The 25330-nt window shown below is 60.0% G+C and carries 22 protein-coding genes and 1 pseudogene; 11 read left to right on the top strand and 12 right to left on the bottom strand.

Annotated features, from left to right (window positions below; translation table 11 throughout):
- Window positions 1–5 precede the first annotated feature (5 nt).
- Together AGR2A_RS11685 and rpsD are read right to left on the bottom strand one after the other, a co-directional pair.
- Window positions 6–935: a glutaminase gene (locus tag AGR2A_RS11685; protein WP_037092452.1), complete on the bottom strand. Its 930-nt coding sequence runs from the start codon at window positions 933–935 to the stop codon at window positions 6–8.
- A gap of 69 nt (window positions 936–1004) precedes the next feature.
- The gene (gene rpsD / locus AGR2A_RS11690) at window positions 1005–1622 is read right to left on the bottom strand and encodes a 30S ribosomal protein S4 (RefSeq protein ID WP_004442465.1); all 618 of its coding nucleotides are present in this window, start codon (window positions 1620–1622) and stop codon (window positions 1005–1007) included.
- Between the two features lie 451 nt (window positions 1623–2073).
- Between rpsD and AGR2A_RS11695 the strand changes: the two genes are divergently transcribed.
- Entirely contained in the window at window positions 2074–3057 is a 984-nt protein-coding gene (locus AGR2A_RS11695) for a TerC family protein (RefSeq protein WP_072494583.1), read from the top strand.
- Between the two features lie 188 nt (window positions 3058–3245).
- Here AGR2A_RS11695 and AGR2A_RS11700 read toward each other — a convergent pair.
- The 7 genes and pseudogenes from AGR2A_RS11700 to AGR2A_RS11735 all read right to left on the bottom strand — a co-directional run bounded on the left by AGR2A_RS11700 (window position 3246) and on the right by AGR2A_RS11735 (window position 9716).
- Window positions 3246–4762, bottom strand: a pseudogene (locus AGR2A_RS11700) (helicase HerA domain-containing protein).
- Between the two features lie 127 nt (window positions 4763–4889).
- Window positions 4890–5777, bottom strand: coding sequence for an EamA family transporter (locus AGR2A_RS11705; RefSeq protein WP_004442477.1), 888 nt, complete (start codon window positions 5775–5777; stop codon window positions 4890–4892).
- A 34-nt stretch (window positions 5778–5811) separates the two neighbouring features.
- On the bottom strand, window positions 5812–6450 hold the full coding sequence (locus tag AGR2A_RS11710) for a LysE family translocator (RefSeq protein ID WP_004442479.1): 639 nt from the start codon (window positions 6448–6450) through the stop codon (window positions 5812–5814).
- 187 nt (window positions 6451–6637) lie between these two features.
- Window positions 6638–6877 (bottom strand): hypothetical protein, encoded by a 240-nt coding sequence (locus tag AGR2A_RS11715; RefSeq protein WP_006698773.1) that lies wholly within the window; start codon window positions 6875–6877, stop codon window positions 6638–6640.
- Between the two features lie 388 nt (window positions 6878–7265).
- On the bottom strand, window positions 7266–8087 hold the full coding sequence (gene murI / locus AGR2A_RS11725; RefSeq protein ID WP_004442486.1) for a glutamate racemase: 822 nt from the start codon (window positions 8085–8087) through the stop codon (window positions 7266–7268).
- Window positions 8071–8904: an RNA methyltransferase gene (locus AGR2A_RS11730; RefSeq protein ID WP_004442488.1), complete on the bottom strand. Its 834-nt coding sequence runs from the start codon at window positions 8902–8904 to the stop codon at window positions 8071–8073. Before AGR2A_RS11730 ends, murI begins: the two co-directional genes overlap by 17 nt.
- A gap of 281 nt (window positions 8905–9185) precedes the next feature.
- A complete protein-coding gene (locus AGR2A_RS11735) occupies window positions 9186–9716 on the bottom strand; it encodes a hypothetical protein (RefSeq protein WP_004442489.1) in 531 nt (176 codons plus the stop codon).
- A 214-nt stretch (window positions 9717–9930) separates the two neighbouring features.
- On the opposite strand from AGR2A_RS11735, the gene AGR2A_RS11740 reads away from it, so the two are divergent.
- Together AGR2A_RS11740 and AGR2A_RS11745 are read left to right on the top strand one after the other, a co-directional pair.
- On the top strand, window positions 9931–11145 hold the full coding sequence (locus AGR2A_RS11740; protein WP_035210117.1) for an NADP-dependent isocitrate dehydrogenase: 1215 nt from the start codon (window positions 9931–9933) through the stop codon (window positions 11143–11145).
- A gap of 440 nt (window positions 11146–11585) precedes the next feature.
- Window positions 11586–12212 (top strand): glutathione S-transferase family protein, encoded by a 627-nt coding sequence (locus tag AGR2A_RS11745; RefSeq protein WP_072494585.1) that lies wholly within the window; start codon window positions 11586–11588, stop codon window positions 12210–12212.
- Between the two features lie 204 nt (window positions 12213–12416).
- On the opposite strand, the gene alaS is transcribed toward AGR2A_RS11745, so the two are convergent.
- On the bottom strand, window positions 12417–15080 hold the full coding sequence (alaS, locus tag AGR2A_RS11750) for an alanine--tRNA ligase (protein WP_072494586.1): 2664 nt from the start codon (window positions 15078–15080) through the stop codon (window positions 12417–12419).
- On the opposite strand from alaS, the gene AGR2A_RS11755 reads away from it, so the two are divergent.
- Entirely contained in the window at window positions 15079–15300 is a 222-nt protein-coding gene (locus AGR2A_RS11755) for a hypothetical protein (RefSeq protein WP_072494587.1), read from the top strand. The genes alaS and AGR2A_RS11755 overlap by 2 nt on opposite strands.
- A 15-nt stretch (window positions 15301–15315) precedes the next feature.
- On the opposite strand, the gene recA is transcribed toward AGR2A_RS11755, so the two are convergent.
- Complete coding sequence (recA, locus tag AGR2A_RS11760) at window positions 15316–16404, bottom strand: recombinase RecA (RefSeq protein ID WP_004442498.1); 1089 nt, start codon at window positions 16402–16404, stop codon at window positions 15316–15318.
- A gap of 246 nt (window positions 16405–16650) precedes the next feature.
- Here recA and AGR2A_RS11765 point away from each other — a divergent pair, with 246 nt between their 5' ends.
- Both AGR2A_RS11765 and AGR2A_RS11770 read left to right on the top strand, forming a co-directional pair.
- Window positions 16651–17592, top strand: a complete 942-nt coding sequence (locus tag AGR2A_RS11765) for a carbohydrate kinase family protein (RefSeq protein ID WP_072494588.1) — start codon at window positions 16651–16653, stop codon at window positions 17590–17592.
- Between the two features lie 29 nt (window positions 17593–17621).
- Complete coding sequence (locus AGR2A_RS11770) at window positions 17622–18545, top strand: pseudouridine-5'-phosphate glycosidase (protein WP_004442502.1); 924 nt, start codon at window positions 17622–17624, stop codon at window positions 18543–18545.
- 286 nt (window positions 18546–18831) lie between these two features.
- On the opposite strand, the gene AGR2A_RS11775 is transcribed toward AGR2A_RS11770, so the two are convergent.
- Window positions 18832–21030 carry an OmpA family protein gene (locus tag AGR2A_RS11775; RefSeq protein ID WP_072494589.1) on the bottom strand — a complete coding sequence of 733 codons (2199 nt, stop codon included), beginning with the start codon at window positions 21028–21030 and terminating at the stop codon, window positions 18832–18834.
- Window positions 21031–21377: 347 nt separating this feature from the next.
- On the opposite strand from AGR2A_RS11775, the gene AGR2A_RS11785 reads away from it, so the two are divergent.
- The 5 genes from AGR2A_RS11785 to AGR2A_RS11805 all read left to right on the top strand — a co-directional run bounded on the left by AGR2A_RS11785 (window position 21378) and on the right by AGR2A_RS11805 (window position 25239).
- Window positions 21378–22151, top strand: a complete 774-nt coding sequence (locus AGR2A_RS11785; protein ID WP_004442506.1) for an ABC transporter substrate-binding protein — start codon at window positions 21378–21380, stop codon at window positions 22149–22151.
- Between the two features lie 112 nt (window positions 22152–22263).
- Window positions 22264–23067 carry an ABC transporter permease gene (locus AGR2A_RS11790; protein ID WP_022556506.1) on the top strand — a complete coding sequence of 268 codons (804 nt, stop codon included), beginning with the start codon at window positions 22264–22266 and terminating at the stop codon, window positions 23065–23067.
- Window positions 23064–23894: an ABC transporter permease gene (locus AGR2A_RS11795; protein WP_004442510.1), complete on the top strand. Its 831-nt coding sequence runs from the start codon at window positions 23064–23066 to the stop codon at window positions 23892–23894. The genes AGR2A_RS11790 and AGR2A_RS11795 overlap by 4 nt, the downstream gene beginning before the upstream one ends.
- Before the next feature lie 169 nt (window positions 23895–24063).
- Window positions 24064–24330, top strand: a complete 267-nt coding sequence (locus AGR2A_RS11800; protein WP_004442513.1) for an usg protein — start codon at window positions 24064–24066, stop codon at window positions 24328–24330.
- Window positions 24331–24414: 84 nt separating this feature from the next.
- Complete coding sequence (locus AGR2A_RS11805; RefSeq protein WP_072494590.1) at window positions 24415–25239, top strand: class I SAM-dependent DNA methyltransferase; 825 nt, start codon at window positions 24415–24417, stop codon at window positions 25237–25239.
- The last annotated feature ends 91 nt before the right edge of the window (window positions 25240–25330 follow it).

Raw genomic sequence — 25330 nt, forward strand, 5'->3', positions numbered from 1 at the left:
GAAGATCAAGCCCCGAATACCGACCAACCTGTTTTCGTCGCCAGCATTTCCAGCGCATGTGACCCGAGCGCCGAGTTGCCGACCTTGTTGAGGCCCGGCGACCAGACCGCGATCGATGCCTTGCCGGGTGCCACCGCCATGATGCCGCCGCCGACGCCGCTCTTTCCCGGCAGGCCGACATGATAGGCGAAATCGCCCGACCCGTCATAATGACCGCAGGTCAGCATCAGCGCATTGATGCGCCTTGCGCGCCGGTCCGACACGACGGTATGCCCCGTCAGCGGGTTGCGGCCGCGATTGGCCAGAAACAGGCCAGCCCGGGATAGCTGCGCGCAGGTCATGGAAAGCGCGCACTGATGGAAATAGACCCCGAGCGTATATTCCACGGGGTGATGCAGATTGCCGAAGGAGCGCATGAAATTGGCGAGCGCGAAATTGCGGAAACCCGTCGCCTGCTCGGATTTCGCCACCGTATCGTCGATGCTGATCGTGTCATCATCAGCGAGATACCGCACGAACCGCAGGAGCTCGCCGATCGCCTCGCGCGGCTGATGGCCGGACAAAACGATATCGGTCACCACGATCGCCCCGGCATTCACGAAGGGGTTGCGGGGAATTCCGTGCTCGTGCTCCAGCTGGACTATGGAGTTGAAGGACGATCCCGACGGTTCGCGACCCACCCGGTTCCATACCGTCTCACCGGCCTTGCCGAGCGCCAGCGTCAGCATGAAGACCTTGGAAATGCTCTGGATCGAAAACGGCGTCAGCGCATTGCCAGCCGTATAAGTCGTTCCATCGACCGTGGTGATGGCGATGCCGAACTGGTTGGGATCGACCTTGGCGAGTTCGGGAATGTAATCCGCAACCTTCCCCTCGCCCAGCCTCGGCAGCATGCTGTCATGGATGGAATCGACGATACCCTGAATGTCCTGCATGCAAAGCCTTCCCCAGCAAACAAAAAAGCCGCCCCGAAGGGCGGCTTCCTGAATACTGAAACGCGTCGATTAACGCGAGTAGAATTCGACGACCAGATGCGGTTCCATGACGACCGGGTAAGGAACGTCGGAGAGCGACGGAACGCGAGCGTAGGTCGCAACCATCTTGTTGTGGTCAACTTCGATGTAGTCAGGAACGTCGCGTTCAGCGAGCTGAACGGCTTCCAGAACGGTTACGAGCTGCTTGGACTTCTGGCGAACTTCGATAACGTCGCCCGGCTTGCAGCGGTAAGAACCGATGTTGACGCGAACGCCGTTAACCGTGACGTGGCCATGGTTGATGAACTGGCGCGACGCGAAAACGGTCGGAACGAACTTGGCGCGGTAGACGATGGCGTCCAGACGCGACTCGAGCAGGCCGATCAGGTTTTCAGAGGTATCGCCCTTGCGACGGTTTGCTTCGTCGAAGGTAGCGCGGAACTGCTTTTCGCGCAGTTCGCCGTAGTAGCCCTTGAGCTTCTGCTTGGCGCGCAGCTGCGTGCCGAAGTCGCTCATCTTGCCCTTGCGGCGCTGGCCGTGCTGGCCCGGGCCGTATTCGCGACGGTTAACCGGGGACTTCGGACGGCCCCAGATGTTTTCGCCCATGCGGCGGTCGATTTTATACTTAGCCGATTCGCGCTTGCTCATCGTATTTCCTTCTCAAAGGTTTATACCGGCTTGTTGCCAAACCGGGTTAAGGAAACACGCCCTCCTCTGAGGCCCGTTGCAGGGCCTCTGACAGGCTTCTCACATGCGAATGGAGAAACCACGGGACATGTCGGTGATATTGACCGCCGAACGTCAGTTCTTAAACTGCAGGGCAGTCAACAAAACACACCGGACATCACTGCCCGGCGTTGGGGCGGCTTCTACAGAGCTTTCACGGTTTTGTCAAACAAGGCCTTTCGCTTTTTTCTAAAGTCTGCCCTTGAAAAGCAAAAGCGCCCACCCATCTCTTCGTCGTGATCAGAACTCGGGCCCCTCTGGCGTGTTACCGGACAACACGTGATGTCGAGTTTGTTAAGGTTGGGGCCCACGTATATTCTTGACACGCGTTCCCCATCCGCAAAGCCAACCTCGTCCGGCTAAAGGTTGACTGATGGACTTTCTTCTATCGGATTTTCTCGGCACACCCACCTGGATGTGGGGTGTCTTCATTTCTCTTGTCCTTGGCCTGCTCGCGCTCGATCTCGGCGTACTTCATAAGAATTCCAAGGAAATCGGCGTTCGTGAAAGCCTGCTGATGTCAGGCTTCTATATTGCCATCGGCCTCGCCTTTGGTGGCTGGATTTGGTATCAGTCCGGCCAGCAGTCCGCCATGGAATATGTCACGGGCTTCGTGGTCGAAAAAAGCCTGGCGATGGACAATATCTTCATCATCGCCATGATCTTCTCCTATTTTGCCATTCCGCGCCAATACCAGCACCGCGTGCTGCTCTGGGGTATCCTCGGCGTTATCGTCCTGCGCGGCATCATGATTGCCGGCGGCGCGGCCATCGTCGAAAACTTCCACTGGGTGCTTTACCTCTTTGCGGCCTTCCTCGTCTTTACCGGCCTCAAGATGCTGTTTTCCTCCGACCATGACGAGAACGCCATCGGCAACAACCGCATCCTGAAATTCCTGCGCAGTCACCTGCCGGTGACAAACAGGCTGCATGGCGAAAAGTTCTTCGTCAAGGAAACCGATGAGACAACCGGAAAACTGAAGACCTTCGTGACGCCGCTCTTCCTGGCGCTCATCATGGTCGAAATCGCCGACCTCATCTTTGCCGTCGATTCGATCCCCGCAATCTTCGCGATCACCACCGATCCGTTTATCGTCTATACCTCGAACATCTTCGCGATCCTCGGCCTGCGCGCCCTCTATTTTGCGCTTGCCGCCCTGATCCACCGCTTCGCCTATCTGAAATATGCATTGGCTGCGGTTCTGGTCTTTGTCGGTTCGAAAATCTTCGTCGCTGACATGCTCGGCATCGCCAAGATTCCGCCGGCCGTTTCGCTGGGTGTCACCGTCGCCATTCTCGTCACCGGCGTCGTCGGTTCGCTGATCGCGACACGCAAGGAAGCGAAAGCCATCGAGTAAGGTCAAGCAATGAGGAGGCGGAAACGCCTCCTCACACGCCGTCACCCCGGACTTGATCCGGGATTAAGTGCGGTCAAGTCCTTGATCGCAATAGACTCTTCTCACGACGCAGACGCGCCGTGGCTGGATGCCGGATCAAGTCCGGCATGACGGGGGAATAAATCGACGCAAACAAACCCGCCGCACCCTCACTCCGCCGCCAGCCTTGCATCATCCTCAGCCGCATCCGCATCGCCGGGCGCGGTTTTTGCGTCGAGATCGGGAAATGCCACGATACGCTTGCCGGAGAAATCGGCATGCACCACCACAAGCTCCTTCTCCTCGAAATAACTAAGGAGACGCCGCGCGCGGCGGGCGGAATGGGTGCCGTAGGCGCGGGCGATTCGGGCATCGGACGGGCAAGGTTCCTCGCCGAGCGCTGCCTTGACGAGTAGCAGGAAACGCCCTGCAGGTCATCGGAGACCGACATCGACAATTCCAGCGCCTTCTCCCAGCCTTCGCTTGCCGCCATTGCCGCATCAACGCCTGAACGGGCAATCGCCACCTGCCGGCGGAACTCCGCCAGCGTCATCGGCGTGCCGGGAATGCGGCGCATGCGGGCGCGCACCAGAAAATCCTGATAAAGCACGGCATCGGTACGATAGGCGGATTGAGGGTCATCGAGAATTTCGACAAGCACCGCTGCGATCTTCTCCTCACGCTCCTCCGGTGCCATCTCAGGCTGGCCAGCCCGGAGCGACGGCTCAGACGAAGGGCCAACGGCAGCGGGCGTCGAGCGGGAAAGCTCGGCGAGAATATCGTTGGTCGGGCGCGGTGCAGGCGGCGTACGGCGCACCGCGGCGCGGGTGAATTCTTCCGGGTCCGGCGTAAAGATCAGGTCTTCGACGTCCTGCGGCGCATCCGGCAGCGGCATCAGCTTCGGTGAAGAAGAGCGCGCCGAGGTTTCCACCGCCCCGATGACGATGGGCAGCGGACGGCGCGAAAGTGCCGGGCCGAGCGCCACGAAATTGCCGCGCTGGAGATCGCGGAACATTTCCGCCTGCCGCCGGTCCATGCCGAGCAGATCGGCAGCGCGCGCCATATCGATATCGAGGAAGGTACGGCCCATCAGGAAGTTGGACGCTTCCGCGGCCACGTTCTTGGCAAGCTTGGCCAGTCGCTGCGTGGCGATGACGCCGGCAAGGCCACGCTTACGGCCACGGCACATCAGATTGGTCATCGCGCCAAGCGAAGCCTTGCGTGCATCTTCCGTGACTTCACCGGCAACCGACGGCGCAAACATCTGCGCTTCATCCACCACCACAAGCACCGGATACCAGAATTCGCGATCGGCATCGAACAGGCCGTTGAGGAAAGCAGCGGCCGCCCGCATCTGCTGTTCGATATCGAGACCTTCCAGCGTCAGCACGCAGGAAACACGATGCTGGCGAATGCGGTTGGCGATGCCCGCGAGCTCGGCTTCCGTGCGCTCGCCATCCACGACCACATGGCCGAATTTATCGGACAGCGTAACAAAATCACCCTCGGGATCGATGATGACCTGCTGCACCCATGGCGCCGATTGCTCGAGCAGCCGGCGCAGCAGATGCGACTTGCCGGAACCGGAATTGCCCTGCACCAGCAAACGCGTCGCAAGCAATTCTTCAATATCGAGCTTGGCCTGCTGCCCGCCCGATAGAGTTCCCATGTCGATGCCGACCTGCAATGTTCCGTTCCTCGTACTGCCTCAGATCCGGCCGATTCCCCTCGCGGCGGCCGAACATGCTCTTTACCAAAAAATCGTCGATTGCGTCTCGCCTATGCCGGTAATGCACAGGCATTTGCGTTCCGGCCTAAGCAGGACGGCGCCAGGCGCGGGCAAAGGCAATACGCCGCCCGAAGACATTGAGCGCCAGCCCGAGAATCACGAGCGCTGCGCCGGCCACTTCGAAGACTGTGATATGTTCCGCAAAAGCGAGATAGGCGCTGATGAAACCAACAACGGGCACCAGCAGAGAAAACGGCGCCACCGTTCCAGCCGGATACCGCAGAAGCAGATAGCTCCAGATACCAGCGCCGACGATTGTCGCACCATAGGCCATATAGATCACCACGAACGCCATGGTCGGCGTCGCATTGACCACCCCATCGACTATCGCCCGAGGACCCTCCACCACGAGCGAAAGCAGGATCAACGGCAGAACAGGCACAAGGCTCGTCCAGGCAACGAAGGAGACCGCATTGACCTGGCCGATGCGGCGATTGACGATGTTACCGCAGGCCCAGGCAATGGCGGAACCGACGCCCATCAGAAGCGGCACCAGCGCCGCCGCCGTCATGCGCTCGACGCCGATGACCGCAAGCCCGCCAAAAGCGATGATTGCACCGAGGATTTGCGACGGCAACGGCCGTTCCCCGAGGAACACCACGGCAAGCGCCAGCGTGAAAAAGGCCTGCGACTGCATGACGAGCGAAGCAAGCCCCGCTGGCAGCCCAAGCTTGATGGCCGGATAAAGCAGGCCGAACTGCACAAAACCCATGGCCATGCCGTAAACGATCATATGCCGCCAGGGCACATTGGGCCTGGGCAGGAAAAACACCAGTGGCACTGCCGCAAAGAGATAACGAACCCCCGTCAAAAACAGCGGCGGCATATCGTTGACGCCGATCTTGATGACAACGAAGTTGAAGCCCCACAAAAACACGGTAACCAGGGCCAGAAGTATATGCGGCAATGCCATTTTATTATGTCCGAATGTCAGTCGATGGAGGGCGTCATACGCTGGCCGCCCTCTTCCAGCCAAAGGCAACGAGACCAGCGCCGATCAGGAGGCCACCGCCCGTGCGGTTGACAATCCGCTGAACCTTCGGCTTGCGGATCGTATTACGGGCGGCACTTGCCAGAAGTCCATAAAGCGCCGCGTTGACAGTGGCAAGCACAAGGAACGTCGCCTCGAAAATCAGCACCTGCGGCCAGAACGGCAATGTCGGCACCAGAAACTGCGGCAAAAAGGCCACGAAGAACACGATGCTCTTCGGGTTAAGCGCGGTAACGATATAGGCATGCAGGAAGATTTTGAGCGGTCTTTCCCGGCCCGTCACGCCGGTTCCATCAGTACCTTCGCCACCAACCGGCGAACGCCACAGCTTGATGCCGAGATAGATGAGGTAAGCCGCACCGATCCATTTCAGCCCGGTAAAAAGCGCTGCGGATGTGGCGAGCAGCGCCCCAAGCCCCAACATCGAGGCCGTCATGGCGGTGAAATCGCCGAGCGCCACGCCTGTCACCGTTGCCGTGCTCGCCTTGCGGCCATGGCCCAGCGCATAAGAAATGACCAGCAGGATCGTCGGTCCTGGAATGGCAAGCATGATGGCGGACGCGGCCACGAAGGCCAGCCAGTTTTCCAATGGCATGATGAATCTCCTCTATCCCGAGTCTTGAGCAAGCCACGGAAAATGTTTTGCTTCAAGCCGGATTGTACGAGCTGTGCAGCTCTCTCCTAATGCCCCCGGGAAACGTCCCGGTACGAGTTTCTCCGTAATCCGCGGTCAAACTGGGACCGGCCTCTCCCGCATGTGCGTGCGGAAGAGGCCACCATTGTCAAAACCGCGGCGCCCAGTAGGGCGTTTCCCAGTCTCGCCGCCGCTTCACGCGCGAAGGGTCGAGGCCGATATCGACCAGAAGGCGCTCCGGCAGATCGGCGGGGTCAGTTGGTGGCGCGCGGGGCACGACAGCGGCAATGAGAACCGCTTTGAGAGTTTTCCAGACGCCGAATGTGACGAACAGACGGTCCACCGCATCCGGCAGCGCATATGCTACCAGTGGTTGATTTTTTTGCATGGGAAATCCATCCCGGCGCGGCAAAGCGGCCAGGTCCTTTATCGATGAAAAACGACAGGACGAAACGACGGGCGCAGCAAAGATGCCGCACAAACGCGCAGGTCACATGTCGAACGAAATGAAAACGCCAAACGGCAGGGAAATCAGGCCTAAGCCTTATCGGAGGGAGATGCCTCGCATCCCATAACCGCCGATATTCATGCCGGAAAGGCCAGACATGCCGTTAAGGCGCATATTCATGTCATTGGTCATTCCACGCCTCCATTTATAGCGGTTACAGACGAGAAACACCTTACACAGGAAATCCGGCGCGACAAGAGGTCGCAATCTCGAATTGTAAAGAGTCGCAAAAAAGATGCAAAAATGCAACAGACTCATGGAAGGGAAATCAGGACACGGAGACGCTGAGGCCAAAACCCTGCATCAGCCGCCGCGTGGCAAAGTCCGGCTTGCCAGATGTGAAGACGGCGAAGTCGAATCCATCGGGGTGTTCGGCATCCTGGGGCATCGGCACCAGATGACGGGCACGTCTTGCAATTGCCTCGGCGGGATCGAGCCAGTCTACCGGCCAGGGCGCCAGACGGCGAAACACGTTGGCCATGAAAGGATAGTGGGTGCAGGCGAGAACGACGATATCGGTGCGTTTTCCATCGCTTTCGATAAAACAGGGTTCGATTTCGGCAAGCACCGCCTCTTCCGACACCGGCTCCCCCCTGATCCAGCTTTCGGCCATGCGCGCAAGGTTTTCCGAGCCGACAAGGCGGACATGGCATTGCGTCGCGAAGGACTGGATGAGATCGCGCGTATAGGCACGCTTGACGGTGCCGGGCGTCGCCAGAACGGAGACGAGGCCGGAACGGGTGCGCTCCGCCGCCGGTTTGATGGCGGGTACTGTTCCGACAAAGGTCATCTGCGGAAACCGGGCACGCAGATCGGCACCGGCAAGCGTGAAGGCGGTATTGCAGGCAATGACGCAGACTTCCGGGCTGAAATCCTGCAGCAGTTTTTCAAAAAGCGAGAGAATGCGCGCCCTGAGCGCCTCCTCCTCCCAGCCTCCATAGGGAAAACCGGCGTCGTCGGCCACATAGATGAAGCCGCGCTCGGGCATCAGCACGCGCGCTTCGCGCAGCACAGTCAGCCCGCCAATGCCGGAATCGAACACCAGCACCGGCTTCAGCACGTCGGTGGCCGCCTCACTCGTCTTCAGCATTCTCCCCTGCTCCCTCGGCCGATGGCCCCGTTGCCCGACCGGCCTGCTTCGGCCACTGCCGGGGAAAACGGTCGAGCGAATTGATCACGCCGCGGAAAACACTGATTTCCTGCTCGGAAAAACCGCGTCTCGACAGCACGGCACGCAGATTGTCGACCATTTTCGGCTTTTTTTCAGCGGGATGGAAATAACCGCGCGCATCCAGCGCTTCCTCGAGATGTTCGAACAGGCCAAAAACCTGCTCCTTGGTCGAAGGCCGCTGCTCGACGGACTGGAAAAGCGTCTCGCCCAGATCGTCCATGCCTGACTTCATCCACTCATAGGACATCAGGAGCACGGCCTGCGCAATATTGAGCGATGCAAAGGCGGGGTTGACCGGAAATGTCACGATCTCATCGGCCAACGCCACTTCCTCATTGGTCAGGCCCCAGCGTTCACGACCAAACAGGATGCCTGTCTTTTCGCCCGCCTTGAATTTTGCCCTGAGCGTATCGGCCGCAGTGACCGGCGATCGTACCGGCTTGAACCCATAACGCTCGCGCGCGGTCGTGGCATAAACGAAATTGAGATCCTTGATCGCCTCTTCCAGGGTATCGAACACCGTCGTCGCGTCGATGACGTGATCGGCCTTGGAAGCGGCGGAGCGCGCCTTTTCGCTTGGCCAGCCATCACGCGGGTTGACGAGGCGCAGCTCGGCAAGCCCGAAATTGGCCATCGCCCGCGCCACCATACCGATATTTTCGCCAAGCTGCGGTTCGACCAGAATGATCGCCGGGCCTTCCGCCAGAAGTTCAAGCTCGCTGTTTGTGCCTGCCATCGTTGTTTGTCCGTTTTTTTAGAAGCGCGGCATAGACTTTGACGCCGATACCGTAAAGCGCGCTTCACTGGCACAGATTGCCGCTAAAATCAAAGTCGGAGAGAGCGCACACCCGCTCGGCTTTGCTGGAGATGAGAGCAACACCGCTACCCCGTCATCCTCGGGCTTGAACCGAGGATCCACAACCCGTTGAAATCAATGGATCCTCTGGCCAAGCTCGAGGATGACGGGCAGTGTGGCGAAAACCTCGCATCACTCTCCACCGGCTCAAACGGGACCCATTACTCCCCCTTGATGATGTTCGCCATCTCCTCACGCAGCGAGTCCCGGCCTTCGTCGCCCACCCGGTGAATGTCGCTGATGACAGGCCGGCCCTCCTCCTCGATCACATCGAAATGCACCTCGTCCACGGTCGCCTTCATCTCCGCCTCATCCATGCAGGCCCAGAGCTTGAATTTGGCCGTCACGTCAGTCACGCCATCCTTCACCGCGCCCGCCGTCACGGACACATCCTGCAGCGGGCAGCCATCCTGCGAGTTGGTCACGACATCATAACCGAATGGATCGCCCTTCTCGCCGCTTTCGGCCTCGTAAGCCGGCTTCTTGGAGGCTTCGCGGTATTGCGCGACGAACTCCTTGCTGAAGAGGCTCGTCAGCATGTCCTCGTCGAATATGTATTTCCAGTTTTCCGCATCGCCGGACCAGTTCTTGACGGTGATGTCCATCACCTTCTGGACGGGATCGGTGGGACCGGCGGCGAGGGCGGCGTGGGAAAAGAGGGCGGCGGCAGACAGAAGCAGAATTTTCCGCATGATATGATCCCGGTAGAGGCCCAGAGACGGGCGAAGCGATTCGCCTGACTGTATTCCGGCATTATGGTTTGGCAATGCGCAAAGCGTTATTGCGCTGCGCCAAAAAAGCGCCCCCCATGGCTTTGCCTCAGGCGCGTGCGATGCTATAGCCCCACCGGATATTTTTCCGACTATGGGCGTCAACAGGCGCCACAGCTTCGAAGGTGAGGAATTCATGGCAAAGATCAAGGTAGCCAATCCAGTCGTCGATCTCGACGGCGACGAAATGACCCGTATCATCTGGCAGCTCATCAAGGACAAGCTGATCCTGCCATACCTCGATCTCGACATCGAATATTACGACCTCTCAGTTGAAAACCGCGACGCCACCAACGATCAGGTCACGGTTGACGCGGCCCACGCCATCAAGAAGCACGGCGTTGGCATCAAGTGCGCCACCATCACCCCGGATGAGCAGCGCGTCGAGGAATTCGGCCTGAAGCAAATGTGGAAGAGCCCGAACGGCACCATCCGCAACATTCTGGGCGGCGTCATCTTCCGCGAGCCGATCATCTGCAAGAACGTTCCGCGCCTCGTTCCGGGCTGGACGAAGCCGATCGTTGTCGGCCGCCACGCTTTCGGTGACCAGTACAAGGCAACCGATTTCAAATTCCCCGGCAAGGGCAAGCTGACGATCAAGTTCGTCGGTGAAGACGGCCAGGTTATCGAAAAGGACGTTTTCGACGCTCCGAGCGCCGGCGTGGCTCTTGCCATGTACAACCTTGACGAATCCATCCGCGAATTCGCCCGCGCCTCCATGAACTATGGCCTGATGCGCAAGTGGCCGGTTTACCTCTCCACGAAGAACACCATCCTCAAGGCCTATGACGGCCGCTTCAAGGATATCTTCGAAGAAGTCTACCAGACCGAATTCAAGAAGCAGTTCGACGAAATCGGCATCACCTATGAGCACCGCCTCATCGACGACATGGTCGCTTCCGCGCTGAAGTGGTCTGGCGGCTACATCTGGGCCTGCAAGAACTATGACGGCGACGTTCAGTCGGACACGGTTGCTCAGGGCTTCGGCTCGCTCGGCCTGATGACCTCGGTTCTTCTGTCCCCCGATGGCCGTACGGTCGAAGCCGAAGCGGCACACGGCACGGTCACGCGCCACTACCGCCAGCACCAGAAGGGTCAGGAAACCTCGACCAACTCGATCGCTTCCATCTTCGCCTGGACCCGTGGCCTCGCCCACCGCGCCAAGCTGGACGACAATGCGGAACTGGCAAAGTTCGCGGCAACGCTCGAGACCGTGTGCGTCGATACCGTCGAAAGCGGCTACATGACAAAGGACCTCGCGCTCCTCATCGGCCCGGACCAGCCCTGGCTCTCCACCACCGCCTTCCTCGACAAGATCGACGAAAACCTCAAGAAGGCTATGGCTGCCTAAGCCTGCTTTCCCAAGACGTCAAAACCCGGCCTCAGTGCCGGGTTTTTTATTTGCACGGTATAGACGAGGCATTCGTTCAATAGAACCGAAATGGACAACCAGATAGCGAACAAATATCGTTACGTGTCGGCTGGTTGAGCCAAGAGAAAAAACTCTGACACAACGCAGATTTCTTTTTGTTCACGGCATCTTGATTAGCGGTTGCACTAAGCGCAGAATTTGATTCTGCGTGTCCAGGGCCAGCAGGACAATAAGACTAAGATTAAACAGCATCTACTTGCACACAACTTGCCCGACACAGTCAAACGTTCATCGTAGCATCCACGCGATCTTGGAAAGACGCTCGGGATGTTGCGGACTTTAAAAATATGAAACGCAGGCCGAAAGCCCTTTGGGTTCGCCTGATGTTTCGACGATTTTGCTTGGGGAGGCAAAAGAGCATGAGTGAACTGATCTTTTACACCAACCCCATGTCGCGCGGGCGTATCGCGCGGTGGATGCTCGAGGAAGTGGGCGTTCCCTATCGAACCGAGATACTTCGTTTCGAAACCTCGATGAAATCGCCTGCCTATCGGCTGATCAATCCGATGGCCAAGGTGCCCGCCATCAAACATGGCGATGCCATCGTCACCGAGGCCGCCGCGATCTGCGCCTATCTGGCTGACGCCTTTCCCGGTGCGAACCTAGCGCCCACACCCAAGTCACGCGGGCTCTATTACCGCTGGATGTTCTTTGCCGCAGGCCCGCTGGAAATGGCGGCGAGCATGAAGGCAATGGGTTTCGAAGTACCGAAGGAAAAACTGCGCGTGGCCGGCTGCGGCAGCTATGCGGATGTGATGAACACGCTTGAACGGGCCGTCAGCGAAAACCGCTTCATCGCCGGCGATCTCTTTACCGCCGCCGATGTCTATGTCGGCGCCCATGTTGGCTGGGGCCTGCAATTCGGCACGATTGAAAAACGCCCGGCCTTCATCGACTACTTGGCGCATCTGACCGAGCGCCCGGCATTTAAGCGGGCCGCGCAGCTCGATGAGGAAGCGGTGAAGGATATGAAAGCGACGGACTAGAGCATTTCCGGTGATCACGGGATCACCGGAAATGCTCTAGTGTTTGTTTTTACCGCATTGTCCGACGCCGAAGCGAACACGCTTCGGCTGGAAATGCTCCAGCAGGCTTGGCGCTGCCCAGCGCAGAATAGTCCCTGAACCATCCACAAACGGAAATTCACAAGAAAAAGGCGGGCCAAAATCCCGCCTTCTCTTTTCTGTCGATCAGGCCGCCAGAGCCGCTGCCACCGCTTCGATGGCCTCCTGCGCCTTGGCGCCATCAGGACCACCTGCCTGCGCCATGTCCGGTCGGCCGCCGCCGCCCTTGCCGCCAAGTGCGGCGGAAGCAGTGCGGACGATATCGACGGCGCTGAAACGGGACGTCAGATCTTCCGTCACGGCGGCGACAGCGCTTGCCTTGCCATCCTCGGAAACGGCGATCAGCAGCACGACGCCAGAACCGAGATTGGCCTTGGCCTCGTCGGCGAGCCCCTTCAGATCCTTGGCATCGATACCAGCAAGGGATTTTGCCAGGAAGTTGACGCCCGCGACCTGCTTGACGTCGCTTGCCCCGGCATCCGCCGAACCGCCGCCCATGGCGAGCTTCCGGCGGGCATCGGCGAGCTCACGCTCCAGCTTCTTGCGCTCGTCCAGCAGGCCTTCAACGCGCGACAGGACATCGCCCGGCTGAACCTTCAGCGACGAGGCGAGCGCCTTTACCCGCTCGTCCTGTTCGGCGAGATAGGCAAGCGCGCCCTGGCCAGTTACCGCCTCGAGGCGTCGCACACCGGCACCGACGGCGCTTTCACCGAGAATGCGGATGAGACCGATCTGGCCGGTCGCAGCCACATGCGTGCCGCCGCAAAGCTCGACGGAATAAGGACGGTTGGCTTTCGCGCCATGCAGGCCGGTGCCCATGGAGACGACACGAACCTCGTCACCGTATTTTTCGCCGAACAGCGCCATCGCGCCCTCGGCAATGGCGTCATCGACGCTCATCAGGCGGGTGACGACAGGCGAGTTCTGCAACACGATTTCGTTGGCCATGTCTTCGACGACCTTCAGCTCCTCGGCCGACATCGGCTTCGGATGTGAAACGTCAAAGCGCAGGCGCTCGGGCGCGACCAGCGAACCCTTCTGCGCGACATGGGTGCCCAGCACTTCGCGCAAGGCCTCATGCAGCAGGTGGGTGGCGGAGTGATTGGCGCGAAGGCGCGAGCGGCGGTCATGATCGACCGTCAACTGAACGGCATCGCCCACTTTGAGACCGCCCTTGGAGACGGTGCCCATATGAACGAAGAGGCCTTCGCCGCGCTTCTGGGTGTCGGAAACGGCAAAAGCGCCATTATCGCCGGAGATGACGCCGGTATCGCCCATCTGGCCGCCGGACTCGCCATAAAACGGCGTCTGGTTGACCACGACCTGCACGGTCTCACCATCCACAGCGCTTTCGACGGCCTTACCATCCTTGACGATGGCCTGCACGACGCCCTCGGCGGTTTCCGTGTCGTAACCGAGGAACTCGGTGGCACCGAGCTTTTCCTTGAGTTCGAACCAGATCGTTTCGGTGGCCTTGTCGCCGGAACCGGCCCAATGCGAGCGGGCTTCCGCCTTTTGGCGCTCCATGGCATCCGTGAAGCCGGAAATATCGACGCCGATTTCGCGGGCGCGCAGTGCGTCCTGCGTCAGGTCAAGCGGGAAACCATAGGTGTCGTAAAGCTTGAAAGCGGTCTCGCCATCCAGCATGTCGCCCTTGTGCAGGGTCGAGGTGGCATCCGACAGCAGCGACAGGCCGCGTTCCAGCGTCTTGCGGAAACGGGTTTCCTCAAGCTTCAGGGTTTCGGAGATCAGCGCTTCGGCACGCACGAGTTCCGGATAGGCACGGCCCATCTGCTGCACCAGCGACGGCAGCAGCTTGTAGATCAGCGGCTCGCGCGCGCCGAGCAGTTGGGCATGGCGCATGGCGCGACGCATGATGCGGCGCAGAACATAACCGCGGCCTTCATTGGACGGCAGCACGCCATCGGCGATCAGGAACGCAGACGACCGCAGGTGGTCGGCGATGACGCGGTGGCTGGCGCGCTTTTCGCCTTCAGCCGGAACACCCGTCGCTTCGACGGAAGCGGCGATCAGTGCGCGGAACAGGTCCGTATCGTAATTGTCATGCTTGCCCTGCAGCAGAGCGGAGATACGCTCCAGACCCATGCCGGTATCGATCGACGGGCGCGGCAGGTCGATGCGCTCTTCCTTCGTCACCTGCTCATATTGCATGAAGACGAGATTCCAGATTTCGATGAAGCGATCGCCATCCTCTTCCGGCGAGCCGGGCGGGCCGCCCCAGATATGATCGCCATGGTCGTAGAAGATTTCGGAACAGGGGCCGCAGGGTCCGGTATCGCCCATCGCCCAGAAATTGTCGCTGGTCGGGATGCGGATGATGCGGTCGTCGGAGAAACCGGCGATCTTCTTCCAGAGGTTAAAGGCCTCGTCGTCGGTGTGATAAACCGTGACCAGCAGGCGATTGCGGTCGATACCGAATTCCCTGGTGATCAGGTTCCAGGCGTGCGTGATCGCCTCTTCCTTGAAATAATCGCCAAAGGAGAAGTTGCCGAGCATTTCGAAGAAGGTGTGGTGACGGGCGGTGTAACCGACATTGTCGAGGTCATTATGCTTGCCGCCAGCGCGCACGCATTTCTGCGCGGATGCCGCAGTAGAATAAGGACGGCTTTCCAGACCGGTGAAGACGTTCTTGAACTGCACCATGCCGGCATTGGTGAACATCAGTGTCGGATCGTTGCGCGGCACCAGCGGGCTGGAGGGCACAATCTCGTGTCCGTTCTTCTTGAAGTAGTCGAGGAAGGTCGACCGAATTTCATTTACACCGCTCATGCCCACACACCGCTCACAGCTGGAGTCCATCACCGCCATCGGAAATGATGGCTATATTGCAAAATCAATGGCTTTTATCGTCCGCATCCTGCCCTGTCCAGCCATGGAGACCGGCGAAGGCGTACCGACAAAGAAAAAGGGCCATACGACAGAAATCGCACGGCCCGTTTCGTTCAATTCGATTCACATCGAGACAGGCGATCCGGCAATGGATGCCTGAAGCTCGACGGCAGGATCAGCCTTCGTCACCGTCGCCGTCATCGCCGGAATCAGGACCGCCATTCTGCAGGAAACGATCCGCAATCAGGCCGGCGTTCTGGCGCAGCGCCAGCTCGATCTCGTTTGCCGTATCGGGGTTATCGCGCAGGAAGGTCTTGGCGTTTTCACGCCCCTGCCCCAGACGCTGGCTGTTATAGGAGAACCAGGCACCCGACTTTTCAACGATACCGGCTTTTACGCCGAGGTCGACAAGCTCACCGGTCTTGGAAACGCCTTCGCCATACATGATGTCGAATTCCACCTGCTTGAAAGGCGGCGCCATCTTGTTCTTGACGACCTTGACGCGGGTCTGGTTGCCGACAACCTCTTCGCGTTCCTTGACAGCGCCGATACGGCGGATGTCGAGGCGAACGGAAGCGTAGAACTTCAGCGCATTACCGCCGGTCGTCGTTTCCGGCGAACCGAACATGACGCCGATCTTCATGCGGATCTGGTTGATGAAGATGACCATGCACTTCGACTTGGAGATCGAAGCGGTCAGCTTGCGCAGCGCCTGGCTCATCAGACGCGCCTGAAGACCCGGCAGGCTGTCGCCCATCTCACCTTCGATTTCCGCCCGCGGCGTCAGCGCCGCAACGGAGTCGACCACGAGAACGTCGACCGCTCCGGAGCGCACCAGCGTATCGGTGATCTCAAGCGCCTGCTCGCCCGTATCCGGCTGCGAGATCAGCAGGCTCTGCAGATCCACGCCAAGCTTGCGCGCATAGACCGGATCAAGCGCATGTTCGGCGTCAACGAAGGCGCAGATGCCGCCCTTCTTCTGAGCTTCCGCAATGGTCTGCAGCGCCAGCGTCGTTTTACCCGAGCTTTCCGGACCGTAAATTTCAATGATGCGCCCCTTCGGCAGTCCGCCGATGCCGAGCGCGATATCCAGGCTGAGCGAACCCGTCGAAACGGTTTCCACTTCAACCACATTTTCATTGGAACCGAGCTTCATGATCGATCCCTTGCCGAACGACCGTTCGATCTGGGAGAGCGCCGCTTCCAGTGCCTTGCTTTTATCCACCGATTTATCCTCTACGAGACGCAAAGAATTTTGTGCCATCCGAACCACCTTTAGGTTATTGAAGCCGCACAGGCAATGTAGCAGTATGAGAACGGTATGTACTCTATTTGTTCTCATTTAACAAGGCTGAGCCAGCATATTGAAAACAAATAGTGATAAGTCGTTTGTTCTGCTTTCGTTTTTCTGTGCGCGGCCCCTTGCCGCAAACCGGACGCGAGGTCATGAAGACGTCAGTTTAGGCCGAATCGTCCGGCCTTACCATCCGCCAGAGAGGGAAACGCAAGCGTGAAGAAAATACTCGTTCTGGGCGGCGCGCATATCGACCGGCGCGGCATGATCGAGACTGAAACGGCGCCGGGCGCCAGCAACCCCGGTTCGTGGATGGAAGAGGCCGGCGGCGGCGGTTTTAACGCTGCACGCAATCTCTCCCGGCTCGGCTTTCAAGTCAGGATCATCGCCCCGCGGGGCGGCGACGTGACGGGAGAAGCCGTTGCGGAGGCTGCACGACAGGCTGGCGTGGAGGACACGCCGTTCACCTTCCTCGACCGGCGCACACCGAGCTATACCGCCATTCTGGAGCGTGACGGCAACCTCGTCATCGCGCTCGCCGATATGGATCTCTACAAGCTCTTCACGCCGCGCCGGCTCAAGGTCCGCGCCGTCCGGGAGGCCATCACCGCAAGCGATATCCTGCTCTGCGACGCCAACCTGCCCGAGGACACGCTGGCTGCACTTGGCCTCGTTGCCCGCGCCTGCGAAAAACCGCTGGCGGCCATAGCCATTTCGCCGGCCAAGGCCGTGAAGCTGAAAGCGGCGCTGGCCGACATCGACATCCTCTTCATGAACGAGGCGGAAGCGCGCGCGCTCACCGGCGAGACGGCCGCTGACGTTCGTGACTGGCCGGATATCCTGCGCAAGGCCAGGCTTTCCGGCGGCGTCGTCACCCGCGGCGCAAGCGAAGTCGTGGCCTTCGACGGAAATGAAAAAGCAATCCTCCACCCGCCCCTCATCCGCGAAGTGAAGGATGTAACCGGTGCGGGCGACGCCATGGCGTCTGGCTACCTCGCCGCCATTGCCGAAGGAAAGACGATTGCCGAAGCCCTGAGACGGGGCGCTGCGGCAGCTGCAATCACCGTGCAATCGCCCTTTGCCACCGCGCACGACCTATCAAAAGACAGTGTCGAAGCCATGTTGGGGCTTGTTCCCCAGGCTGAAATGCTGGCATGAACCCGCTTTTAAAAACTGGAACAGATGAAATGACCCGCCCCATCTCCCCTCTCCTGCCCATCGTCTATTCTCAGGAAGTTGCCGCCGCCAAGCAGCGCGGTGCGCCGATCGTCGCGCTTGAATCGACCATCATCACCCATGGCATGCCCTACCCCGGCAATATCGAGATGGCGGAAAGCGTCGAGCAGATCATCCGTGATCAGGGCGCGGTTCCGGCCACCATCGCCGTCATTCACGGCACATTGCATATCGGCCTCGAGAAGGATCAGCTCGAGGCGCTGGCCCAGACTACTGACGCCATGAAGGTCTCACGCGCCGATATCGCCTTTGCGATCGCCGAGCGCCGCACGGGCGCGACGACAGTTGCCGCCACCATGATTGCCGCTGCCCGCGCCGGTATCCGCGTTTTCGCGACCGGCGGCATTGGCGGCGTGCACAAGGGTGCGGAAGAAACCTTCGACATCTCCGCGGATTTGACGGAGCTTGCAAAGACCGGAGTGATCGTCGTCTGCGCCGGCGCCAAGGCGATCCTTGATATTCCGAAGACGCTCGAAGTCCTCGAAACCAACGGCGTACCCGTCGTCACTTTCGGTTCGGAAGAATTCCCGGCCTTCTGGTCTCGCTCCTCCGGCCTGCCAAGCCCGCTTTCGCTCAACAGCCCGGCCGCAATCGCCAACTTCCAGGTAACCCGCGAACAGCTCGGCATCGATGGCGGCATGCTGGTGGCCAATCCCGTGCCGGAAGCTGACGAAATTCCGCGCGAGGAAATGGAAATCTACATCAATCGCGCCATCTCGCATGCCGAGCGGGATGAAGTGACCGGCAAGGCGGTCACGCCGTATCTGCTGGGTGACATTTTCCGCCTGACGGACGGCCGCAGCCTCGAAACCAATATCGCGCTGGTTCGCAACAACGCGCAGTTAGCGGCTGAGATTGCGGTGGCGCTGAGCTAACCGTCGGGGTTGGGATCATCCTCAAGCTTGCGGGTGACGCCAGGGTTCGAAAACCTCGCCTCCGTCATGCCGGACTAGATCCGGCATCCAGCCACGGCGCGTCTGCGCCGTGAAAGAGTCTTTCGTGATCAAGGACTTGATCACGCTGGACCCCGGATCTGGTCCGGGGTGACGGATTGCGGATGATCAAGTTCTGCCAAACGCCTCGGCGCTGGGGACATCGTAAGCAATAAAAAAGGCCCGGAGAGCTTTCGCTTCCGGGCCTTGTTTTTCTATTTGAACCCGGTCAGTTCTGAGCGACCGGCTTCACCAGCGGCGTCACGCGGCGGATGGTGACGCGGCGGTTCTGCTGTTCCGGCCCGAGTGTCTGGACTTTCAGGTAACGCTCGCCATAACCCTGCGTCGCGAGGTTTTCCGGCGGGATGCCGTAGACGTCGGTCAGCACGTTGGCGACGGAGGCGGCGCGCTCGTCAGACAGTACGAGGTTGCTTTCATCCGAACCGACGGCATCGGTATGGCCTTCGATGAGGAAGGTTTCCGCCGGGTTCTTTTCCAGCGCCTTGTTGATTGCGTCGGCCACCTTGCGCAAGGAGCGAGCCTGCGCCATCGGGATTTCAGCGCTGCCGGTCGCGAAGGTGATCGTATCGAGGTCGATACGGCGCACCTTGTCACGGATGCGAGCCGAATAGCGCACTTCATCCAGCGAATAGACACGTTCCACCGGCTCGACAGGCGGCTGTTCCAGGAAGCGGTAATAATCGCGATCCGGATCGCTCGACGTGTCGATTATGTAGTCCGTCACGGGAATGCGCAGACGCATGGGCGGAAGATCGAGACCGGGGTCGCGATAAACGTAATCGCGGTCCGGATCGTCCATCAGCTCCGGTGCGTAGAACAGCACATATTCGCGGCCGCGATCGTCAATGCGCGAACGCTGGATCACGTCGCCATAACGGTTGCGGATCGTCACGACCTGCGTGCCATCCCGGCGCTCCACGGTTTCGCGGACACGGCCGCCCTGCAGGCGCTCGTAATAGGGCTCGCCGCCATCGCGGATGAAGCGCTGGTTGTCATCGCCACGAACGACGACGCGGTCACCGAACTGCAGGATGATCGGCGCATCGCCATCGCGATCACGCGGACGACCCTCGCGCGGCTGCCATTCGCGTACACCGTCCGGCCGCTCATATTGCGGGCGGCGGTCGATGCGCTCGCCCTGCTGGGAAGTGATGGCTTCCAGCTTTACGGGTGGCGGCGGAGCCTTGCCTTCAGCAGCACCGGCGCGCTGCGCCTCGGCGTCGGAGGTCGGGACCTTGAAGTCGCCGGCCTGTTCGCGTTCACGACGGCGTTCCTCGCGGGTCTGGCGGTTGCCGGAGCGCTCCACTTCCTTGTCGCTGTCGAGAACGGCAGCACCCTTGTCGACCGGCAGGATGACGGTGTCGGCCGTCTTGGACGGGTCCTTGGCGATCGCCTTGGCCTTGTCCAGCTCCTCCTTCGTCATCGGCGGGGCTTCCGTCTGCGGAACGGCAACCTGGTTCGGCACCGGTTCGCCGGCGGGCGCCTGCCCGGTCGTCGCACCACTCGGCGGCGGGGTCGGCGCGCCTGGCAGCGGGGCTGCGGGTTCCGTTCTACCCTGACCTTCTACCGGAGGCTGTTCGGAAGGCTGGCGGCCAGGTGCAGGGTTTGGCTGGGCCTCGGGTGCCGGTGGGCGCGCGGGCGTCGGCGCTTCTGTCGGAACAGGTGCTTCCTTCGCGGCGGGCTCGGGAGCGGCAGGCTTTTTCTCGGGAACGGCTTTTTCGGCCGGTTCGGCTTTCTGTTCCGGGGCCTTTTCCTCTACTGCCGGTTTTTTGGCGGGTGCCGGCTCACGGGGCTTGGCCGGCTGCTCGGCATTTTCAGGGCGAGCTGCTGGCTCCTGTTCGGCCGCAGGCTCTTTCGCACGCTCCTTACGGGGACGCTCGGGACGCTGTTCGCCGTCGCCTGCAGGCTGCTCGGCCCGTTCCGGGTTGCGCGGACGTTCCTTCGGCTGCTGTTCGGCAGGCGCAGCTTCAGGCGCGGCCTCACGCTGACGAGCCGGGCGTTGTTCACCCTCGCCCTGCGGCTCCTGCGCCCGTTCAGGCTTGCGGGGACGCTCCTGCGGCTGCTCGGCCGGCGCAGGCTCCGGGCGGGCCTCACGCTGCTGCGGTTCCGGCGGCGCTTCGCGCTTGGGCTCCGGCTCGCGCTGGGGCTCCGGTGCGCGCTCTTCACGCTTCGGTTCGGCAGGTTGCGCCTCATCGGCGCGCTGACGCTTCTTCTTGAGTTCTTCTTCGGGGTTTTCCTGCGCCGGCTCCGCCTGCGCCAGGATTATCTGGCCGGGCGCGGTTTGAGAAACAGGCGCCTGGGCGCGGGCCGCGCCGGCAAAGCCTGCCGCTGCTGGCTCAACCGCGATCGCGAGAGACATGAGTGGAAAAACCACCCCGGTCAGCAATGTGTTTTTCTTTTTCAGCATCAGTGCTTCCTCATCTGCCGTCATTTTATGGGTCGCGAATGACGCGACGTCGTGGGCCCGGCTTGGCACGCAGGCGCTGTTCAACGCCTTACACACGCTCCGGTTCCCATGATGACCAAAGCCTTCTGTACCGGAAATGAACAGATCAAGGCCTTTTCGTGGAGGCTCTGCGGCACAAAGAAGGTCGCTAATATTGCAGTTGCATTTTTTGACCAAGCGGATGAATAATCACATCCGCGCTGAAGGCCACAGGCGGTATCCTCCGTCCTGCCGCGCCTTGGCGCCCATGGCGTCCGCACTGAAAACAACAACAGACCGCGGATGAACGACCAAAAGAGAGGATCGAAATGCCTATTTCCACCCGTCTGCTCGCAGCCGTATCGATTGCCGCCATCTCGCTCTTTTCCGGCGCGGCTCTCGCGCAGGACAAGATTGTCATCGGCACCGAAGGCGCCTACCCGCCCTTCAACAATCTCGAAGCCGACGGCACGTTGACCGGCTTCGATATCGACATCGCCAAGGCGCTGTGCGAACAAATGAAGGCCGAGTGCACCTTCGTCACCAATGACTGGGACGGCATCATCCCCGCCCTTCAGGCCAAGAAGTTCGACGCCATCATCGCGTCCATGTCGATCACCCCGGAACGTCTCCAGAAGGTCGACTTCTCCAAGAAATATTACAACACGCCGCCGGCGATCGCCGTGCCGAAGGATTCGCCGATCAAGTCCCTCGACGATCTCAAGGGCAAGTCGCTCGGCGCACAGGGCTCCACCACCCACTCCAACTACGCTGAAAAACACTTCCCGGATTCCGACGTGAAGATGTATCCGACCGCAGACGAATATAAGCTGGACATCGCCAATGGCCGTATCGACGCCGTCATCGACGATATCGTCGTGCTGTCGGAATGGCTGAAGACCGATGCCGGCAAGTGCTGCAAGATCCTGACACCGCTCAAGGTCGACGTCGACATCAACGGCAACGGCGCAGGCATTGCCGTTCGCAAGGGCGACACGGCGCTGGCCGACAAGTTCACGGCTGCCATTGCCGGCATCCGCGCCAGCGGCAAGTACCAGGAGATCAACAAAAAATACTTCGATTTCGACGTTTACGGCGAGTAAGCCGGTTCGATCTGTTGAAATCTCGTGGCGGAAGGCTTGCCCTTCCGCCATTTTTGTTTGAAAACGTCACCATAACAATCACGGCGGCTTAAGACCGCAGGGGAAAATTGGCATGAGCGGAGCATTTTCCGCCATAGGTGCGTTCTGGACCTATGTCTCGACACTTCTCGATCCCTTCTGCGGGCCGGTCGGTCTCTTCTCGCTTTTCGGAAACGGCACTCTCGTCGCCTGCGGCGATGCGGGCTGGGGCGATGAAATCGCTTTCGGCGTCAAGGTCACGATCTCGCTGGCGCTTGCCACCCTGCCAGTCGGGCTATTGATCGGCTTCCTGATCGCGCTCGCCGCGCAATCGGAAGAAAAATCGCTTCGGCTGGCCGCCGGAATCTATACCACCATCTTTCGTGGCCTACCCGAACTGCTGACGCTCTTCATCGTCTATTACGGCATCCAGATGCTGCTGCAATCCGTGGCAGGTTACATCGGCATTACCGGCCCCATCGAAATCAACGCCTTCGTTGCCGGCATGGTGGCGCTTTCGGTGGTGTTTTCATCCTATGCGTCTGAGGTGCTTCTCTCGGCCTTCAAGGCCATACCGAAAGGGCAATATGAGGCGGGTGACGCACTCGGACTTTCCCGCAGCCGCACCATGGTGCTCATCATCATTCCGCAGCTGGTGCGGATCGCCCTTCCCGGCATGACCAACCTGTGGGTCATCCTGCTGAAAGACACGTCCTACGTATCGATCATCGGCCTTGCAGATATCATCCGCCAGACCGGCATCGCCGCCCGCGTCAGCAAGGAAGCCTTCTTTTTCTACGGCATCGCCTGCCTGCTTTACCTCATTCTCGCGCTCCTCTCATCCATCGGCATCGGTTTCATAGATCGCTGGTCGCGCAAGTCGGAGGCCAGACGATGAGCCATATCAAGGAACTCATTCCGCCACGCCCAGCGCCCATCGTTGCGGACAAACCGCTGAACATCTCCCGTGTCGTCGGCATCGCTGTCATTACGCTCTGGCTGCTTCTCGCCGCCGGGCTGTTATTTGCGATGATCGAGGGTTGGGATTGGGACAAATTTGAACGGTATGGGCCCCGTTATATCGATGGCCTCATCACCACAATCACGCTGGTCGGCAGCTCGATCATTCTCGGCGCCATCCTGTCCGTGCCGATCGCTTTCGCCCGCATGTCTGAAAATCGCGTCATTGGCGCGCTCGCTTATGCCTACGTCTATGTCTTCCGCAGCACGCCGCTCCTGGCGCAGCTTTTCCTGATCTATTACGGTCTCGGCAGCTTTCGCCCGGCGCTGGAAGCCGTCGATCTCTGGTGGTTCTTCCGCGAAGCCTGGTATTGCGGCCTCCTGTCGCTGACGCTCAACACCGCCGCCTATCAGGCGGAGATTCTGCGCGGGGCGATCCAGAGCGTGCCGCGCGGCCAGCACGAAGGGGCGGCGTCGCTCGGTATTTCCAAGTTCATCACCTTCCGAAAGATCATACTGCCGCAGGCGCTGATCGTCGCTTTGCGCCCCTATGGCAACGAGATCATCCTGATGATCAAGGGTTCGGCGGTGGTCTCCATCGTCACCGTCTTCGACCTGATGGGCCAGACCCGTTACGCCTTTTCCCGCACCTTCGATTATCAGGCCTATCTCTGGGCTGCGATCTTTTACCTTGCGATCGTCGAGACGCTGCGCCATGTCTGGGCCTGGCTGGAGGCCCGCTTGACCCGTCACCTCAAGCGCTGAGCCCAACGTTGGCAGCACTCATCAATGAGTACTGCCAACACTTTGAAAAATATAACAAATTTGTGACGCATCCATTCTTTTGGCAAGCTTGGGTTAACCCTGCCGTGTTCCCATCTAAGATACAGCGGCAACGCTGTGATCGGTCATCATCGATATGGGAACCGCCACCATGAACAAGGACATGGAAATGATGCTGCGAGGCTATGGCCTCACCACCGCCCAGATATTCTACCGCCTGCCGGACCATCCGCTGGTTCTCCAGACCTATGTCTGGCAGAATTACGATCTGGCCCCCGATTTTCCTGAAATGCACGGCTTCCTCAAGTTCTGGCAGGAAAAGCTCGACGGCCCCCTGCACTCCGTCCGCTACGTGCACCGGCAGGTTATCTCGGCGCAGGAATGGCGTGCGCTCAAAGGGGAGTTCATCCTCCACTAAGTCCTCACGCCACATAAACATTGCGCCCGTCCCCGATGCGGCTTACAGCAAACGTCAATTGAAGACGCTGACGGATAAGGCACGATGACCAAGAACCAGAAGATCGACGAAGAGGCGCTCGCCGAGGCCTATAACCGCGCACTCGCGCTTGAAAAGGCCGGTGATGTGGACGCGGCGGTGAAGGCCTATGAGGAGGTCCTCGCCATCGATCCGGAAGACCACGGTGGCGCAGCCGTACGCATTGCCGCAATGGGCCGGGGCGAACAGCCTTCCAAAGCGCCCGACGCCTATGTCGAAACCCTGTTCGACCAGCATGCCGAAGCCTTCGAGGATATTCTTGTCGAGCAGCTGGGTTACGCCGTCCCCATGATGGTGCGCCAGCGGCTGCAGACGCTCAATCTCGGCCCTTTCAAACGCCTGCTCGATCTCGGCTGCGGCACCGGCCTCACCGGTGAAGCGCTGCGCGATATGGCTGACGACATCACCGGCATCGATATTTCCGAAAACATGGTCGAGATCGCTCATGAGAAGGACCTCTACGAGACGCTCTATGTCGCCGAAGTCGAGGATTTCCTTGAGGACAATGACGACGAGCCCTTTGACATCATCACCGCCACCGATGTGCTGCCCTATCTCGGCGCGCTGGAACCGCTGTTTTTCGGCGCCGCCGAAAACCTCAATGCCGGCGGCCTGCTGATCTTCTCGTCGGAGACCCTGCCCGAAAAAATCATGGCCGGGCGCCCCTACATGGTCGGCCCGCACCAGCGTTTCGCCCATGCCGAAACCTATGTCCGCGAACGACTGGCGGCGACCGGTTTCGAGGTGATTGAAGTGACCGACATCAATGTGCGCATGCAGGACGGCAATCCGACGCCCGGTCATCTGGTGATTGCGAAGTTCAAGGGCTGATGCGGTGACCTTGAGGCAATTTTCTCTCCCCGCCGGGGAGAAGGTGGCCCGAAGGGTCGGATGAGGGGCTGGCTCTCAGTCTATCTCTACC

It is taken from the genome of Agrobacterium genomosp. 2 str. CFBP 5494, from assembly GCF_900013495.1.
GTDB lineage: Bacteria > Pseudomonadota > Alphaproteobacteria > Rhizobiales > Rhizobiaceae > Agrobacterium > Agrobacterium pusense.